This window comes from Mastigocoleus testarum BC008 (assembly GCF_001456025.1).
Classification (GTDB): Bacteria; Cyanobacteriota; Cyanobacteriia; order Cyanobacteriales; family Nostocaceae; genus Mastigocoleus; species Mastigocoleus testarum.
In genome coordinates, this window is sequence record NZ_LMTZ01000001.1 from 196,092 (window position 1) to 213,745 (window position 17,654).

Annotated in this window: 20 protein-coding genes; 1 reads left to right on the plus strand and 19 read right to left on the minus strand. The window is 36.4% G+C overall.

Features of this window, described 5'->3' with window-relative positions; translation table 11 throughout:
• Positions 1 to 12: 12 nt before the first annotated feature.
• The 6 genes from BC008_RS00650 to BC008_RS00675 form a co-directional block, all read right to left on the minus strand.
• Positions 13 to 1,506 carry a GMC oxidoreductase gene (locus BC008_RS00650; protein WP_027846930.1) on the minus strand — a complete coding sequence of 498 codons (1,494 nt, stop codon included), beginning with the start codon at positions 1,504 to 1,506 and terminating at the stop codon, positions 13 to 15.
• A 91-nt stretch (positions 1,507 to 1,597) separates the two neighbouring features.
• Entirely contained in the window at positions 1,598 to 2,185 is a 588-nt protein-coding gene (locus BC008_RS00655) for a cytochrome c oxidase subunit 3 (protein WP_153009501.1), read from the minus strand.
• A 294-nt stretch (positions 2,186 to 2,479) separates the two neighbouring features.
• Positions 2,480 to 4,150 carry a cytochrome c oxidase subunit I gene (gene ctaD / locus BC008_RS00660; protein ID WP_058182943.1) on the minus strand — a complete coding sequence of 557 codons (1,671 nt, stop codon included), beginning with the start codon at positions 4,148 to 4,150 and terminating at the stop codon, positions 2,480 to 2,482.
• Between the two features lie 160 nt (positions 4,151 to 4,310).
• The gene (locus tag BC008_RS00665; RefSeq protein WP_027846951.1) at positions 4,311 to 5,246 is read right to left on the minus strand and encodes a cytochrome c oxidase subunit II; all 936 of its coding nucleotides are present in this window, start codon (positions 5,244 to 5,246) and stop codon (positions 4,311 to 4,313) included.
• A 170-nt stretch (positions 5,247 to 5,416) separates the two neighbouring features.
• Positions 5,417 to 6,016 carry a DUF2231 domain-containing protein gene (locus BC008_RS00670; RefSeq protein WP_027846871.1) on the minus strand — a complete coding sequence of 200 codons (600 nt, stop codon included), beginning with the start codon at positions 6,014 to 6,016 and terminating at the stop codon, positions 5,417 to 5,419.
• Positions 6,016 to 6,516 carry a DUF2231 domain-containing protein gene (locus BC008_RS00675; RefSeq protein ID WP_027846870.1) on the minus strand — a complete coding sequence of 167 codons (501 nt, stop codon included), beginning with the start codon at positions 6,514 to 6,516 and terminating at the stop codon, positions 6,016 to 6,018. Before BC008_RS00675 ends, BC008_RS00670 begins: the two co-directional genes overlap by 1 nt.
• Before the next feature lie 548 nt (positions 6,517 to 7,064).
• On the opposite strand from BC008_RS00675, the gene BC008_RS00680 reads away from it, so the two are divergent.
• Complete coding sequence (locus tag BC008_RS00680) at positions 7,065 to 7,928, plus strand: metallophosphoesterase (protein ID WP_058182944.1); 864 nt, start codon at positions 7,065 to 7,067, stop codon at positions 7,926 to 7,928.
• Here the strand turns inward: BC008_RS00680 and BC008_RS49205 are convergent.
• The 13 genes from BC008_RS49205 to BC008_RS00740 form a co-directional block, all read right to left on the minus strand.
• On the minus strand, positions 7,905 to 8,063 hold the full coding sequence (locus tag BC008_RS49205; protein ID WP_161938055.1) for a hypothetical protein: 159 nt from the start codon (positions 8,061 to 8,063) through the stop codon (positions 7,905 to 7,907). The genes BC008_RS00680 and BC008_RS49205 overlap by 24 nt on opposite strands.
• Positions 8,064 to 8,110: 47 nt before the next feature.
• On the minus strand, positions 8,111 to 8,575 hold the full coding sequence (locus BC008_RS00685) for a hypothetical protein (protein ID WP_058182945.1): 465 nt from the start codon (positions 8,573 to 8,575) through the stop codon (positions 8,111 to 8,113).
• Between the two features lie 152 nt (positions 8,576 to 8,727).
• Complete coding sequence (locus BC008_RS00690) at positions 8,728 to 9,258, minus strand: hypothetical protein (protein ID WP_058182946.1); 531 nt, start codon at positions 9,256 to 9,258, stop codon at positions 8,728 to 8,730.
• Positions 9,259 to 9,413: 155 nt separating this feature from the next.
• Positions 9,414 to 9,986, minus strand: a complete 573-nt coding sequence (locus BC008_RS00695) for a hypothetical protein (RefSeq protein WP_027846818.1) — start codon at positions 9,984 to 9,986, stop codon at positions 9,414 to 9,416.
• Between the two features lie 81 nt (positions 9,987 to 10,067).
• Positions 10,068 to 10,592, minus strand: a complete 525-nt coding sequence (locus BC008_RS00700; RefSeq protein WP_161938056.1) for a hypothetical protein — start codon at positions 10,590 to 10,592, stop codon at positions 10,068 to 10,070.
• A gap of 44 nt (positions 10,593 to 10,636) precedes the next feature.
• Entirely contained in the window at positions 10,637 to 12,103 is a 1,467-nt protein-coding gene (locus BC008_RS00705) for a hypothetical protein (RefSeq protein WP_153009496.1), read from the minus strand.
• Positions 12,104 to 12,231: 128 nt separating this feature from the next.
• On the minus strand, positions 12,232 to 14,490 hold the full coding sequence (locus tag BC008_RS00710; protein ID WP_235595766.1) for an ATP-binding protein: 2,259 nt from the start codon (positions 14,488 to 14,490) through the stop codon (positions 12,232 to 12,234).
• Positions 14,491 to 14,514: 24 nt separating this feature from the next.
• Positions 14,515 to 14,793, minus strand: coding sequence for a hypothetical protein (locus tag BC008_RS00715; RefSeq protein WP_058182948.1), 279 nt, complete (start codon positions 14,791 to 14,793; stop codon positions 14,515 to 14,517).
• 103 nt (positions 14,794 to 14,896) lie between these two features.
• Positions 14,897 to 15,349 carry a HEAT repeat domain-containing protein gene (locus BC008_RS00720; protein ID WP_153009497.1) on the minus strand — a complete coding sequence of 151 codons (453 nt, stop codon included), beginning with the start codon at positions 15,347 to 15,349 and terminating at the stop codon, positions 14,897 to 14,899.
• A gap of 7 nt (positions 15,350 to 15,356) precedes the next feature.
• Positions 15,357 to 15,905: a hypothetical protein gene (locus BC008_RS00725; protein WP_153009498.1), complete on the minus strand. Its 549-nt coding sequence runs from the start codon at positions 15,903 to 15,905 to the stop codon at positions 15,357 to 15,359.
• A 376-nt stretch (positions 15,906 to 16,281) separates the two neighbouring features.
• Positions 16,282 to 16,464 (minus strand): hypothetical protein, encoded by a 183-nt coding sequence (locus tag BC008_RS00730; RefSeq protein ID WP_027846915.1) that lies wholly within the window; start codon positions 16,462 to 16,464, stop codon positions 16,282 to 16,284.
• A gap of 154 nt (positions 16,465 to 16,618) precedes the next feature.
• The gene (locus tag BC008_RS00735; RefSeq protein ID WP_027846914.1) at positions 16,619 to 16,990 is read right to left on the minus strand and encodes a hypothetical protein; all 372 of its coding nucleotides are present in this window, start codon (positions 16,988 to 16,990) and stop codon (positions 16,619 to 16,621) included.
• A gap of 185 nt (positions 16,991 to 17,175) precedes the next feature.
• Entirely contained in the window at positions 17,176 to 17,466 is a 291-nt protein-coding gene (locus tag BC008_RS00740; protein ID WP_058182949.1) for a hypothetical protein, read from the minus strand.
• Positions 17,467 to 17,654: the final 188 nt, after the last annotated feature.

Sequence of the window (17,654 nt, forward strand, 5' to 3'; positions counted from 1 at the left end):
TTTGACAGTGAGCTAATTTAATCTGTTAATTAAATGTTCGCCCACACGCAAAGCATTAGCAATAACAGTTAAACCAGGACTAGTCGCAGAGATAGAAGGGAAAAAACTACTATCCACAACATATAGATTGTCTATATCATGAGTGCGACAGTTAAGGTTAAGGACTGAAGTTTTCGAGTCTTCTCCAAAACGACAGGTTCCACACTGATGTGCTGCAACTTGAATAGGTGCTTCACTCCGAGGATAAATACTTTGTTTCGTTTGATTTACAGATTTAAGAACATCGATCCAACGATGAACAAGGCGATCATGTGCTTCGGTGTTATTGGGGGTGTAATCCAAATGCACTTTGGAACCTTCGATGGTGACGCGATTGTTTGGATCTGCTAAGTCTTCCGTCTGTAACCACCACCCGATGGAACGTTTTGCTAATTGCTTTAAACCAAATTCTGGCATCAATTTAGCTGCGACTGACAAAATCGGTGGTGACTCAGAAAAAATCACATCTTGAAGGATACCACCGGAATTTTGAATGTGACCCATTGGGTAAGGAAAGTCTTCATCTCCCCAATAAAAATCATTAATGTAATGGCTTCTTTGAAACAATCCGCAGTTGGGGGTAGGGGTAAGTTGTACCAATACAGTCATTAATTGTTTCATTAGGTTACGTCCCACCAAATCGGAGGAATTCGCTAGCCCTTTAGGATGCTTCTCATTAGCGGAATATAATAATAGTGTAGCTGAGTTCACCGCACCACAGGCTAATACGATGATATCTCCCATAAATAAATAAGACCGATCGCCAATTTCTGTTTCTACAGCTCTGACTTCTTTCCCTGAAGGATTGGTGTGCAAACGTACAACTTTTGCAGAGGTCTTTAGGGTTACATTATTATTTGCTTTAATTGCAGGGGTGACTCCCGTATCTTCCGAGTCAGTTCGACCTTCATTTCCCAAACCAATGGGAAGATAAGCAGGATGTAACCCCTGTCCAGAAAGGCGATCGCAAATATCTTTTACTTGAGGTTCGCAATCAACTAAAGCAGGAAAAGGAAAATCTTTGCTGCGAGGGGGATCGGTTGGATCGTCACCAGCTTTACCGTGAGCGCGATAGAGTTTCTCTGCTTCTGTATAGTATGGCTCAAAATCCTGATATTTTAGACCCCACTCGGTCGAGATTCCATGTTGATGTTTGACTTCCTCAAAATCCTGCTCTCGCATTCGCAGCATCACACCGCTATGAATTTTTGTATTACCACCAACGGAGTAACTTGTCTGGGGATAAAACGGTTCTTTTCCACTTTCGTACCATTGCTCGGGTGCGCTGAAGTTTTCCTTTTTGAAAACCTCTGCATCAACTAATTCCGAACTTTCCTTTTCTAGATATTCTCCCCGTTCTAAAACGAGAATTTTTTTTCCAGTGGATGCAAGTTTGCGAGTTAATGTACCTCCACCTGCACCGGTTCCGACAATAATTACATCGTAGTGTTGGTCGTCGATAATCATGATTGGGGATTAGGGATTGGGGATTGGGGATTGGTAATTTATTACTTATGTCCTACGGACACGCTACGCTAATGACTTTTGACTTACTTGCTTATTGCCATATATAAATAAGAAGAAATAAAATAATCCAAATGACATCTACAAAGTGCCAAAATAGTGAGGTTGCATCGACACCAAAGTGACCTGCTTCGTAATTACCTGGGATAAAAGAGCGAATCAACATGATTGACTGCAACAATACACCAGTGAAAACGTGTAAGCCATGAAAACCAGTTAATAAATAGAAGGTACCGCCAAAAACTCCTGATGTGAAACCAAATTTTAGGCTATTCCACTCCACTGCTTGACCATAGAGAAAATAACTCCCCATCGCCATTGTTAATATCCAAAAAAAACGAAATACCCAAAGATTATTTTTCTTTAATCCCTGTTCTGCAAAGTAAATCGTAAAACTACTGGATACAAGAATAACTGTATTAATGAAAGGTTCCTTGACTTCTAGCCCTTCAACTCCGGGAGGTAACCAATCGTAAGTTGTTGTTTTGTAGAGAATATAACCTACAAAAAAACAGAGGAAAATAACACTTTCCGAACATAAGAAAGTAATGAAGCCAAACATACTGTTAGCTTCTTCATCATGTTCTTGTTCTATTGAAGCTGTGTAACTTGATAGTTGCATTTCTTCAGATGCTTTGAGGAGATTGTTTGTACTTGTCATACTCGCTTTTTATTGTATTTCAGTCTTTATTGAAACATCCAATTTTTTGTAATTTGCATCTGATGGTAGGGTGTGTTACGACGATAGCCCGTAACGCACCACCGATTATAGATTCATTACAGATTGCAAGTTAATAGGTCAGAAGATATGAAAAGCCGGATATTAATTTTTTTATTTCTGACTCCTATTTCCTGTCTCCTAACTCCTGTCTTCTAAATTCTTGAATTTCCCAAAGACCAATCGAAACAATACAAGTCAATTAAGGTCTGAAGCATTTGCAACTAAGGGTTCTGATTTTCCGTAACCATAAGGTTCTGCAAGCACCACAGGAAGTTGTTTCTCAAAATTTTCTACTGGAGGTGGTGAAGAAACCAACCATTCTAAACCAATTGCTCGCCAAGGATTATCAGGTGCTTTCTTACCACCAATCCAAGAACTTATCATGTTGAGAAGAAACGGTATGGTAGACATTCCTAATAAAAATGCCCCAACACTAGCTATAACATTCCAAAATGCAAACTCCGGATCGTAAGAAGCTACTCGACGTGGCATTCCTTGTAAACCTAATGGATGCATGGGGAAAAAGTTGAGATTCGCACCAATAAAAGTTAACCAGAAGTGCAATTTACCTAAACCTTCATAGTACATTTTTCCAGTCATTTTCGGGAACCAGTGATAGATTGCAGCATATATTCCCATTACAGTTGCACCGTAAATCACATAGTGAAAATGACCGACGACAAAATAAGTATTATTGACGTGAATATCAACTGGAACCGCAGCAAGCATAATACCAGTTATTCCCGAGAAGACAAACATAATTAAGCCACCCAATGCAAATAACATTGGTGTATCCAGACGTAATTTACCTCCCCAAATAGTTGCAACCCAAGCAAATACTTTAATTCCAGTTGGTACGGAAATTAACATTGTAGAGAACATGAACAGCATCCGCATCCAACCGGGAGTTCCGCTAGCAAACATGTGGTGGACCCAAACCACCGCACTTAAAACTACGATTATTAATGATGAAATTGCTACTACTTTGTAACCAAATAGAGGTTTGCGGGCATAAACAGGAAATATCTCAGAAAAAATACCAAATACAGGCAGTATTATTACGTAAACTGCAGGGTGGGAATAAAACCAGAAAAGGTGTTGAAATAGAATTGGATTACCGCCTTGGGCAGGGTCAAAGAAAGTCGTACCAGCAGTAATATCAAAAAGTAGCATGATTATCGCTGCAGTCAGTGCAGGCAATCCAAACAGTTGGATAATTTGAGCGCTTAATACTGTCCAGACATAAGCAGGCATCCGGAAAAAGGTCATTCCCGGCGATCGCATTTTAAAAATAGTAGTTACAAAATTAACTCCACCCATAATAGAGGATACCCCGGATATCGCCATTGCAATCAGCCAGAGAACTTGTCCGTTAATTGGGTAACCTGTTGGATTTTGAACACTCACAGGTGGGTAAGACCACCATCCGGCTTGAGCTGGACCGCCGGGTACTAAGAAACTCGCCATGAACACTATTCCAAAAACTGGAACCATCCAAAATGCTGCCGCATTCAGGCGAGGGAACGCCATATCTCGCGCCCCGATCGCTAAAGGTACAACATAATTAGCTAGACCAACTAACACGGGGAAGGTCCAAGAAAATAACATAATCGTACCGTGCATTGTAAACATTGCATTGTAGACGGTACGGTCAACTAAATCAGCTTCCGGGGTAATGAGTTCGCCCCGAATAATCATGGCAAAAATTCCACCGACAAGAAAAAAGAAGAAGGAAGTAACGATGTATTGGATACCGATAACTTTATGGTCGGTACTAAAAGTAAAGTAAGTTTTCCAGGTCGTGGGCGGATGATGGTGATGTGTCTCAACAGGAACACTTATCTGTTTTTCCTGAATATTGGTCATATTTGTTTTTGTGAGGATTAAGTGTAAATCAAATTAAGTGTCGGGAAATATGCTTTAGGGTCCATTTATACCAATACATAAGAGTATTGGTATAAATATGAGGCGGAGCCTCAAAATCTTACTTCCCAGGCTGAGCCTAGTAACTAGACAATCTTATGCATCATTGGTGATAATTAACTTTTTCTGGTTCTGCAGGTATTACTGTTACCCAACCCGATTTTGATGACCTTTGGGATCTCCTTGCAAATTCGGAAGCTGCTTGATTGGGTGCAGGAGATGGTTCACGGTTGGAGGCTGCTTTGAGCCAGCGATCGTAATTTTCTGGCGATTCAACAACCACATCAGCTTGCATTGCAGCAAAGTAAGTACCACTATATTGAGAATCCCGCAGCCGATATTTCCCTTCACGGATGGGAGTAAACTCAAAATCAATGGTTTGAAATGGAATTACATCTTGTTTTACCCGGAATGCAGGGATATAAAAACCATGAAGAACATCTTCGGATTGCAATGCTAAACTTGCACGACGATTTACGGGTAAATGCAATTCTGTACTAGTGATGTTTTGTTCGGGATAACGGAAAACCCAAGCCCATTGTTTTGCAATTACTTCTATTTTCTCTGATTCAATGTTCTCAACTCCACTGTTTTCTATTGATTGAACTTTCTCTGAGTTACTCAAAAGATCTACAGATTTATTACCTACAGGTAGATTTAGATGTGCTATTTTCTCCGAACCGATAATCGACATTTGGTCATAGATTTGATAGCTGTAAACTGCAATCCACATCACTAGAACAAAGGGAATTACAGTCCAAACAACCTCTAGGGTAATATTACCTTCTATGTGGGGACCATCACTGATGTCATATTTAGCTGCGCGATGAAAAATAATCGAATATACGATCGCTCCAGTAACCCCAAGAAAGATAAATGCACCCAGTGCTACCAAAAAACTGAATAAATCATCAATGAGTATAGACTCAGCTGCAGCTTGTGGGGGAAGCCAAGAATAAGCTTGTTGTCCAATCCAAAAACTAACAAAAGCAAGAATAATGACGCTTGTAACCAGTATTAAAATATTACGGATTTTCATAAAGTTAGGGATTGGGGATTAGGGACTGGGGACTAGCGACTGGGGATTAGGGATTAGGGACTCGGGACTCGGGACTCGGGATATGATGAGCAATTACCAATTACCAATTACCAATTACCAATTACTCATTACTTATTACTTGTTACTTATTACTTATTACTCGTTACTCATTACTTCAACAAGACATTAGGATCTTGTCCCAATCGCAGTAAGTTATCCGCAGTATTGTGTACGCCAAACTCTGCAGCCAGTTGCGCTCCCAAAGTCCCATGGACGTACATGATAAACATGATAAATAAGCCTACAAATAGATAACTCCACTGCACTTGTCGAGAGATTTCCTTTCGCCATATATAACGCTGAAATCCTCGCCATACAGTCATTCCAATCATTGCAGCGAATAAGAAAACACCACCGACACCATGCCATAACATGGTTTCCATCGCCTCTAACCCCCAAGCACTTTTGAAACCGCTCTGGGGTTGCGCCAACATAATTTCGTAAAAGCCTGCTGCAACTGTAAAAAATGTAATGATGGCTGAAGCTAACATGTTATACCAGCCAACATCAAAGAAGTTAGAACGAGTTGCAGGAATTGCTAAAAACTTAAAGACTGGTTTTTTTAAAGGGAAAAAGACACCAACAAAATCAAAAGCAATCCCAATGATAAACAAACCAAGGGTAAGATGCACTAAATTTGGATGGAGTGGAATGGTGTAAGGTAGACCATTTGCACCGAAAGCTAATGGAGCGATTAATTCTGAGTTCATTACAAAATCCCTCCTTTTACAGCTTCTACAACAGGAACTGTATGTAATCCATATACCCAAACTAGTTTGTCTCCAAGGTAAACCTGGAAAAATACCAATATACTCAAAACCATTCCTACCCCCAAATAAGAAAGAGGAATTATTTCACGATCGCGCAGACGAATGACATAACGCCATCCTGTAATAGCTGCAATAATTCCTGAAAGCGACCAGCCAATGATGGTATGCAAATGTAAAACTGGCGCAACCGCATCGTAACCCAGAGCCAAACCTGCTTCAACTTGACCAAAAATTATCGCAACGAAAATGGCAATTGTTGCGAGAAACATATTCCACCAACTCACCTCAAAAAGGCGGGAGTTACGGCTAAAGTAGCCAATTACATCGCAGAGGAAGGCAAATAAAACCATTGCAATTACGAAGTGGACAACTATCGGATGAATAGTATCTGGGTAGGGTAAGTTGTGGTCGTTTAAAGGTGGAAGAAGATGCTCGAACATTCTGTTTTCCTCTACATATCCCGCGAGCTGTTTACCAAACTTGACGATTTAGATATTAACAAGAATCTATAAATTGACAACCCGGACTAGAGTCTTTTGTTTGGTAATATTATTTGCTTCTAAATTTACTTTTAAGATTTTCTCAACCGTTTTTATTTTTTTCCGATATAATTCTAGGTTTATCTAAATTTAATGACTCAAGTTAGCGATCGCGTTGAGAAACTGTCAGAGCAAGCAGTTCTAATATTTGTCTTGACAAAATATTTATTTAATGTGTTGACAGCAATTAAAATTATTTTTGCATTGATAAGATAATTGGAATCTATTGTCAGACTTATAAGTTATTTAGAATATATCTTGCAACTTGCAAACAATTCGAGCTGGTTTGAATTAAGGTGTTACTTTAAAAAGTAAATGGGGAATAGGAAGCAATTATACTTACTCCACTAATTTAAAGACAATTTTCAAGAAACTCTAAAATATTTACTGTTAAATTTATACAATGCTGCTTTCCGTAGGTAAATAAATTTCTAATTATCCATAGTTCAATGAATAAGTGGTTAGTAAGTATAGGTAAACAAGTAGCAGATTTATCATATCTGAATCGTGATTTGATGAATCTTATTTATCGCCAAGGTACAATTGATATTAACTCAACAAGCTTTTATTTGTTCTTGGGAGATTTACATGGAAATATTAAGGCTTCAATTATATTAGCTATACGATTACAATTCTTGTTTAATATACCGTTACAGGCTGTATTCCAAGTTGGTGATTTTGGATTTTGGCCTAGTGGAATTATAGCTAAAAATGAAGATAAACATTACAAAAAAGGTGATTCTTTAGATTTATACGAAATACAAAATTCTGCCTATTATAGAGATTTTTTTATATTAGGAATTGAGGAAATTGATACTTTGAGTGCTCCTATATATTTTATTAGAGGTAATCATGAGGATTTTCATAATTTAAATTTATTATCCCAAAACAAACCTTCTGAAGTGGTTCCTGGGATCTACTTTATTCCAGATTGCTTTCAAGGAGTAATTGAAAATTTACATCTTTTAGCTCTTGGTGGAATAATTACAGACTTAGATAGAGGAAAGGGTAAAAAGGCAAAAGTAGAATTTAAAAAATCTCAGCAAAAATTGATGGTGGATCCGCGATTATCTAGTGGAGCATTATTTTTGGGATTACCTACCAAAACAACAACTACAGATATAGTTATTACACATTCAGGACTAGCATCGCGAGAAGACCGCGATGGTTCTAAGCAATTAGAAAGCTACTTATACAATAGTGCAATTCCTTTACATTTCTATGGTCATCATCATAGATTTTCGCTGGGTAATGTCGGGAAAAATACTTTCAGTATTGGCTTAAGGAACTTAGAGTTTGTCAGTTGTGGGTGAGAAAAACTCTTCAATTGGTTTATTTTCTTGACGACTAATGTAATTACTCAGTGCTTGATGGACGGTAACTAAAGCTTCCATCAAGTAGTGGAAATTAGTTTCTGGAGAATGGTTTTTATTGGATTCTTTGAGCATTAATAAATCTAAAATCGTAAAAATAATTATTTTATATTGATGATTAATTAATCTAAATTAAAATAGTTCCAGTTTGAAAATGATATTCGACTATCGTCAGGTATTGCCAATGTAAATTTATCTGCTAATATTTCCCAAGAAATTACATAAAATCTCTTACAATAGTCTACTCCCTCTAAATCAAACATTTCCTTTTTATCACTATTATTTACATCAATATCTATAACTTTATAACTTTCTCCAATAAAATCTACTTTATTTTCATCATAATTTTGTAATTTTCTTTGGGAATAAATAACACCCTGAAAAATTAAATAACTTTTTTCAATTCTTTGAATTTTTTCTTCAGGATTTAAAGGATGTTCGGAAACACCTATATTGATAGCAGGTATCTTCAATGTTATTTTTCCCAAATTTTCTTCGGATGAAGGATTGCCTAAAAAAACCTCAAAAAAATCGAGCTCTTCAAAATAATCAGTAAAGTATTTCACAATCTGATTAATTTTTGACATCTTGATAAAAAGTGAGATAATCCCTTTTAAATATCATATCTAAATCCATATTTATCTATATATTTTGCATAATAATAAGACTCTCCGGGTTCTAGATTTTTAGTAAACCACTCGTCTAAATTTTTCAAAAATTTTCTGAGTCTATCTCTATTTTATTGTGAAGGAGAAGTATTATCTCTTTGATTTTTATTTCGATCTAAAGTCTTACTCAACCAAACATCAATAAATGTTGAATAAGAAACAAAAAGGTCGACTTCAGTATCTAAGCTTGAAGAGGATTCAGTACCTATGTACAATTCAGCAGATTCTGGAAGAATAAGCTCTTTATTTTGCTCAAGCACTATTGTATTTAATTCCAGATTAACTTTGGTAAACAAGCAATTAACGTGAGAAATAAAAATTTTTTCCAACTCTGGAATTATTTCAATCATATCCTTACTTTCCAATTCTAAGTCTTCAACAAAACTTTTTTCTTCTCCAATATTTTTATCATCTAAGATACTTAAATCAACTCGAACTGTATAAAGCTTGTGAAATACTTGTAAAGGACAAATAAGGAAGTCTAATGTTTGAATGAGATACTTAAATCTTTCTTGCAAAATATTACCCTTTCCACCACTAGCTTCGATGTACCACTCACCAACTAACCCAGAATAACCCCAGGTTTTATTCCAGTCTTCCATTACAACCTCCTACTCCCTTAGAATTATCCTGTTGTGATTTTTCTGGAGTTTGGAAAATTGCAGTGTGGAGATGCTTTCATCCAATATGAATTAATTTTTATGGATATATTTAAACTACAGTAGAACTTCAAGCTGGTTCTTCATCGGAATTGAACTCATTGATTCTCAATAGTTTTCAGTTCTATTTGTATATATTCCCTAAGTTCACCACAATTATAATTAAGTGGTTTAATTATTCCGTTAGAAATAAGTTTCAATCTTACCTTATCAAGCTCATCTTTATGCATAAGATAATCACCATCTAAATCGTCTAAATCTAACTCATCCATAAATAAAAACAAGGATATTTTATTAGAGTACTGAAGTAGCTTTTTTTTGTCTTCATTACTGAATCTTGTTTGTTGTAAAAACAGTTCTATCGCATTAACTCTAAGGTATTTACATAGAAAATGAATATCTACATAACCTGCATCATCAATCTCACGGCTGAATGGTTTTGGTCTTGGATTCAATACAGACATAACTCTAATCCAATCGTTATCTAACATTTTTATCCAAAGTGAAGGAGTTGATAAAATAAACTCAAGTAGATAGCGAAGGGGATATTTTACTTGATAAGCTAACATTTGTGCAAAATCATATTTTTCTAGTTCAGACAAAAACTGATTAAAGTGATCTATTCCATAAGAAATACCATGATTGTTATATATTTCATCTAGGAGATTCATTATGTTTTGTTTCTTATTTATCGACTTTTATTTGACTAATTCTCCAGCCACTTTTTTATTCTATTTTGTCAATCTATTTATCTAGGGTAAGTCTCCCCTTATATCAAGCCACTTTTGAAGATATTCATCAAGTTGTACATCTTTTATCTTCGATAGTTCTGATATTACAGCCAATCGATTTTTTATATTTCTAAGCTGTCTAAGATCTTCTATTGTACATCTTTCTCGTGAAGCACTTTTACTTTTTGCGACTTCAAAGGGTATTTTTGTATATTTATTAAACCAAGAGATAATTGTATCCACATCCAATATAGGATGACCCTTGGAAGGACCAAACATTCCAATCATGCTTGTCCTCAATATCATGCTCGAAATATAGAAAGATTTTCCCATATCTTCACTATGCTCTGATAATAGCTTTTCGTAAGCTCGTATCGATATATCTGCCCAGTCAAGACTTTTCAGACGTTTTGCATTTGAAGCTGAGACCTCTGCAAAACCCAACCAGTTAAAATCGTTTAATATTTTCGATTCATCAGCCAATACAGCTTCTAACCATTTCTTTACGAATTGTACATCTTTCCCAACCAAATCGTTAGCCGACATATTAAAATAATTATCGTTATTCATAACTCTTGTTTGAAAATAATCTATTTTATAGTGATTTTAGCCATTGATGGATCGATTCCATTTTCCATAAAAGCTTTCTTCCCAATCTCCAAACTGTCTGCTGAAGGAAGAAAGTGTCCACTAGCATTACTAATTTCAAGCATGTAGTATTCCCCATTACCCGCAACAATTTGCGCCTCTCCGGCTGCAAGTACTGGCTTACCACGAGTCAGCACAGAATGAGATATTTCCTCTTGAGCTACAATCTTTGGTATAACTACTAAGTCTCCATTCTCTGTAACTGCCCATTTGATATCTCCTTGATTAACAACTTGATCAAATTCTGCATCTCCTACTTTTACTGGTTTTACACCTAATTTGTCAGCTAATTTAAGCTCTTCATCTAACTTGTGAGCCATAGTATTTTTAAATTTGGCTTCTTGCCGTTCACCTTTTTTAGCCCTCCTACTTGCTTCATTTCCTCCCTCAATCCGCATCGGACCTGATTCGATTCCTTCCCCTTCCACCCCTTTCCCTGGAAGCGGGGCTCCATTAGCAGTTGCTAATTTACCTTTACCACCACCCAATAACTCATCTAATTGTCGCTGGATTTCCCACCCAATCTCTCTAAACTTCTCATCAACCAAACCCCGAATCTCCTCAAGGGATTGGGCAAAATTATCGAGTTTGTCAGCTAGCTGTTTGATTTTACCCCCTGTGGGGTCAAGACGGACTAATCTTAAAGCACTGCCTGTTTGGGTGGTATGAGTTATTAGCTCGCTAATTTTTTGTTTGACAGACTTAGCTGCAATATCAGTAAATGCAGAAAAGTCATCTAAGTTATTTGCTAAACCTCCAAGAAGTTTTCCAATCTTTGCAACATTAGCATCCTCTCCTTTTTTGAGTATTTTGATCACCCCTTTGAGAGCAGAACCTAATTCTGGAACAAAACCGATACCAGTAATAAATAGATCGAACCAGGGACCAATTTCATCATATTGTTGCTTCCAAGCAAGTTTATACAGAGCTGCAGTTAAATCTTGAACGTCACCAGCTTGGTCAATTCCTGGGATAAGGGTAATCAGAGTACGAACAACCGTTTGACTGATGGATGGATCTTCATTAAAGTCTTCCTGTACAACACCCCACACCCATTGCAAAGGTTTAGAAAGCCAACCTCCTACTCCTTTAGACTTATCCTGTTGTGACTTTTCTGGAGTGTTAGCTTGGGCGATAAGTTCTCCACCATCTGTGGGTTCTAAAGCATCGGATTTGAGACTTACATCCCCCTGTTGTTTTACATTTTCTTGTTCTCCTTGAGACAGAGTTTCCTTAGAACGACTGTTCAAAACAGATTTCAAAAAAACTGGTTCAGGAATTTCTTCGGGAATTTCTACAGGAATCTGTTGCTCTGGTGGAGTAAAGCCACGGGATGAGAATAAAGAAGACTTGGGTTTTGAACTATTCCCCCACCTTGAAGACTTTCGTCTGACGAATTCTCCATCCACTTTTTTACTCCCACCAAATAAATTCATATTTCAACATACAGCAATTTCGTTGTTGTAAAACATGAATTTGCTTGCAAGTAACCATGAATTTTGTTTGAAGGTTTATATTCTCAGTAATACCCAACCGTTCAAACCCAACCTTTGATTTCTGAATCAGTGAGAATTCGCTCTAATTTTACATACTCACTTTTGGTTGCAATTAACAAATGCTTCATCATCACCGGTTCCCCAGAATCTGCGGCGATAAATGCAGCATTCAAAGCAATATTACGAATATTACCACCCGCCACATTCAGCTTTGCTAATTTTGCAAAGTTTAAATCTTGAGTTGGTGTATTTTTGGGAAAAACACGTCGCCATATCTCTTTTCTGCGATCAACATCGGGGAAAGAGTATTTGACAATAAAACGGATCCGACGCAAAAACGCGGTATCAATAGAGCCTTTTAAGTTGGTGGTAAGAATAGCTAGTCCTTGGTATTCTTCCATCCGTTGTAAGAGATAACTTACCTCCATATTAGCATAGCGATCGCGAGCATCTTTAACCTCGGAACGCTTACCAAATAATGCATCTGCTTCATCAAATAATAAGATTGCACCTGCACCTTCTGCAGCATCAAAAATCCGTCGTAAGTTCTTTTCTGTTTCCCCAATATATTTACTGACTGTAGTGCTTAAATCTATACGATATAGATCCAAATTTAATTCATTAGCTAAAACTTCTGCAGACATAGTTTTGCCAGTTCCACTAGTCCCAGCAAATAAAGCACTAATACCTAAACCTCGTCCGCTTTTACCAGCAAATCCCCACTTTTGATAAACTTGAATCCTCTGTTGGACGTGAGCGGCGATACTTTCTAAGGTTTGACGTTGGGTTTGATCTAATACTAGGTCGTCCCAAGTGGCTTTGAGGTGCATTCGCTGTCCCAGTTCATCAAGCTTTGGTTGTGCTTGGGTACGACAGCTATTCCATAGTAGGGATAACAAAGAATTTGAAGGATTATTTAGTCGTTGTGCTTCTAACTCATTCACCGTTAATGCTTTAACGTGGGCAGAATTAATTTCTGGCGCACTTAAATTAAAATGAGAAACAAGGTTATCTATTACAGTATCAACTTCACTGGACTTATACCCCAGAACATTTTGCCAAATTTTACGTTGTTCTTCACTGTTGGGTTTGTAAACCTCAAAGGTTAATATACTTGTGTCCTTAGAAGATATGCGATCGCTACTACTAATAATTAAAGGGCTTTTGATTAATTCAATGGAAGATTTAATAATATTTAGTCTGTCTATATTCCCAGTATTAATGTCATCGCAATCTAACAATAGAAGGGATTTACCCAAAAGTGCTTCTCGCTCCCACATCAAAAAAAATTGATCGAGTTCTTTGGGGTCGGTTGGTAAATTATTTGCAGATAAAACATATAGTTTGAGTTGTAAGCGCGAGCAAATTGTTTGAGCGATCACTTTTTTGCTTGCAAATTCATTTCCACATAACTGAATAATTGGAACTGATGATTTTTTTTGATTTTTATACTTGTTTTTCAGTTGTTTCCCACAAAAGCCATTTCCATTAGTTCCATTATTACTGTGTTCCAGTTTTATTGGAGTTGTAGCTAGATGGTCAGAAAAATTTTCCAGGTCTGTTAAAAAATAAGCTTCCTCTTGGGAAGATTGTTTCCATGTAGTGACTATCTGTTCTACAAGCTGTTGATGAGAATCTACCAAAGTGGGGATATCATCTATTTGTTCTTGTCTGACCATACCCACCAATTGCTCGTTGAGTTCGTAATAACCCAATATGTAATGGAATATTTGCTCGTTGATACGTAATGGTGCATCGACGGAAGTATTGTTTGCACCAAATTCAATCAAACCCCAACGTCTGAGCGGTGCAGAAGTTCTCATTGCACCCCAATCAAATTTATTGAATGCTGCAAAGGCTAAACGAAAAGTAGGATAAGCTTTTATGTCGTTACGATGTGCTTTAGTGCATAAAACCGACCAAGTTGGTTCCAGTTCCATACCTGCACATAACAGCAATACGAAGCGTTCAAAATCTGATAATCCAAAAATTTTGCACACATCTTCTAATGCATATGGTGTAATGCTCTGAGCAATTTTTAATTCTGGATTGTCAGTTGTGGGTGAGAAAAACTCTTCAATTGGTTTATTTTCTTGACGACTAATGTAATTACTCAGTGCTTGATGGACGGTAACTAAAGCTTCCATCAAGTAGTGGAAATTAGTTTCTGGAGAATGGTTTTTATTGGATTCTTTGAGCATTAATAAATCTAAAATCGTAAAAATAATTATTTTATTTGCATAATAATAAGACTCTCCGGGTTCTAGATTTTTAGTAAACCACTCGTCTAAATTTTTCAAAAATTTTCTGAGTCTATCTCTATTTTATTGTGAAGGAGAAGTATTATCTCTTTGATTTTGATTTCGATCTAAAGTCTTACTCAACCAAACATCAATAAATGTTGAATAAGAAACAAAAAGGTCGACTTCAGTATCTAAGCTTGAAGAGGATTCAGTACCTATGTACAATTCAGCAGATTCTGGAAGAATAAGCTCTTTATTTTGCTCAAGCACTATTGTATTTAATTCCAGATTAACTTTGGTAAACAAGCAATTAACGTGAGAAATAAAAATTTTTTCCAACTCTGGAATTATTTCAATCATATCCTTACTTTCCAATTCTAAGTCTTCAATAAAACTTTTTTCTTCTCCAATATTTTTATCATCTAAGATACTCTACCTAACTTCAACCTACCGACTTTTATCATTATTCTTCATCTTCAAATAATTCATACAAATCTCTTAATATTTCGGCTTTATCACCTGATGAATTCTTCATACATTCTGCTATTTTTTGTTTACATTGCAGCCAAATATCCTCGTCAATTTCCCCTTCAATCTCCTCAATAGCTATAAAAGCTTGTCTGCTAACTTCAAACCCACCAGTTACAACTAAGTCAACTAAAAGTGGCAGATAATCTCCAAGATAAGGGCTAAATTCTGATAGCACATAAATTAATGTCCCTCGGTGATTGATTGTTTTGGGAGCTACAAGCAATTGTGCAATTACAGGTATTGCTCTTTTATCTTTAAAATCTAAAAGTGCAAGCGCAACCTCATTTCTAATTCTATGATTTTCTGTTGTTTTAAGAAGATTTCTTAAGTATGGGACGACCCATTCAGAATGTGATTCAAGCAACTTTTTAATAGCAGGAATCATAGCTATACTAAGAAATATCGATATCACGAAATTCCCAAAATATATCTTTTTCTTCAGGAGTCGGATCGGGTAGATGATAAAACTCGCTATTTTCTGTCGAAATATATTCTTTGTACCCAGAGTGTTCCACAATATATTCCTGACCGGGTATTACATGAGAAATCGGTAGCCAAATGCTTCCCTCGATTGCAGGATTTTTTCCTCGAAATCCAATTGTTAAAAAAGGTAAAGTCAAGTTTGACTCATTTCTAACTAGTATTCTTACATCTCCATCATTGCTAAATCCAATTTTTCGCCATTTTATCTTTTTTCTTGCTTCAACTATTTCAAGTTCTTTATCATTAAATGAATAAGGATTATTTTTTATTCTGTCCCATTCCAAATCTGTATAAAAATTGCGAGCATCTTCACATCTTTTCACGATCCAGTTATAAAAACTATCAGCTATTTTTTCAAGATTACATTCTTCATCATCTCCAAGAACTGGTAATTCGCTTTTGGGTGACGTGCAAGTAGATTTGAAGAAAGCTCGTGAATCATCAAAGTGTCCAACCATGAGGAGCTTTTCACCATTTGGAAAAGTTATTTCTTCAGGGGGACAAAGTACACCTACTTCATAGTAGCTTCTTTTCTTATAAAGTTTGACGCTTCCAAATTTCGAAACAAATTCCAAATATGAATCAGGAAGGTACGGATATTTTTTTTGCAGAGCACGCAACTCGTCGTCTTCCAAACCTGAACCTAAGGAATGAATTGTTTTAACTTTATATATTAAATACTTCTTCCTCTAGCCATTCGTACACAGATATTACCTCCATACTTAACTACTGATAATTTTCCAAGGTAGATAAATCATATTTAACAGATAAGACTCACCTAAACAGTACGATATTGCACAAATTGCTTACACAGGATTTGAATGGACTGAAATATCAATCAGTAAATACAGAAAAATCATCCAAGTGGTTTGCTACACCTTCTAGAAGTTTTCCAATCTTTGCGACGTCAGCTTTTTCTCCCTTTTTGAGTATTTTTACTACTCCTTTGAGAGCAGAACCCAATGCTGGAACGAAACCGATACCATTCAGAGAAGGAAATTGTGTTGCGATCTTCATTTAGTAGATCTGAGTCCCAGAGTTGATTCATGTACCTATTCAAGGAATATTGCACTTAATTATCAATATTGTTGAGAATATTGCATTCTTATTGATTCTTGCGTTTACCCTATCAAGAAAGATTTAAAAAAACTGGTTCGGGAGAAGGCTAATTCTAAAATTCTCGATGTCTTATTATGTGTTGTTTTTCCTTTTCTACTCCTTGAGAGTTTTCTTCAAAAAATTCAAAACTATACTTAAGATTATTAGCTTCTAAAGTAGCTGCTATTTTTTCTAGTAGACTCTGTACCTTATCTAAACCACCTTGATGTAAACCACTAACTAGATAATCATAATTGCCCTGCGTATATTCTTTTGTTTTAGCAATATCATCTTGAATAAAAATATCGAAATCAGCATCTTCTATATATAATTCACTCATGTTCTCAAGACTATAATCGCAGTTTTGAAAAAGTTGTTTAAAAATACTATCCAACTGATTCATATTTGTATTGGCAATTATTCCACACATGTGCACATCAGCCATATTTACTTCACCTCCAAAAATGGTTTGAGGTCAAAATCGCCTCCTTTTGTCATAATGGAAATCGCTTCAACATTAAGTTCTCCATATTTCATACTTATATTTTTTCTCGCTGCTTTAAGTGGTTTGAGAATATCAGATTTTGAGCTAATAATTTAGACTTATCCTGTTGTGATTTTTCTGGAGTGTTAGCTTGCTTGGGCGATAAGTTCTGCACCATCTGTGGGTTCTAAAGCATCGGACTTGAGACTTACATCCCCTTGTTCTTTTAAATTTTCTTGCTCGCTCTCAAGTGGACTTTCCTTAGAACGACTGTTCAAAACAGATTTCAAAAAAACTGGTTCAGGAATTTCTTCAGGAATTTCTACAGGAATCTGCTGCTCTGGTGGAGTAAAGCCACGGGATGAGAATAAAGAAGACTTGGGTTTTGAACTATTCCCCCATGTTGACGACTTTCGTCTGACGAATTCTCCATCCACTTTTTTACTCCCACCAAATAAATTCCTGTTCTAACATACAGTAATTCTGTTGGTATTAAGCATGAAGTTGCTTGCAAGTAAATGTGAATTTTGTTGAAAGGCTCGTAATTTGTAATTGTACTTAAGCGATCGCACCCTAGCTTTGAATCGTTTCCAGAATCTGATGCTGAGTCTCATCTAAAACTAGA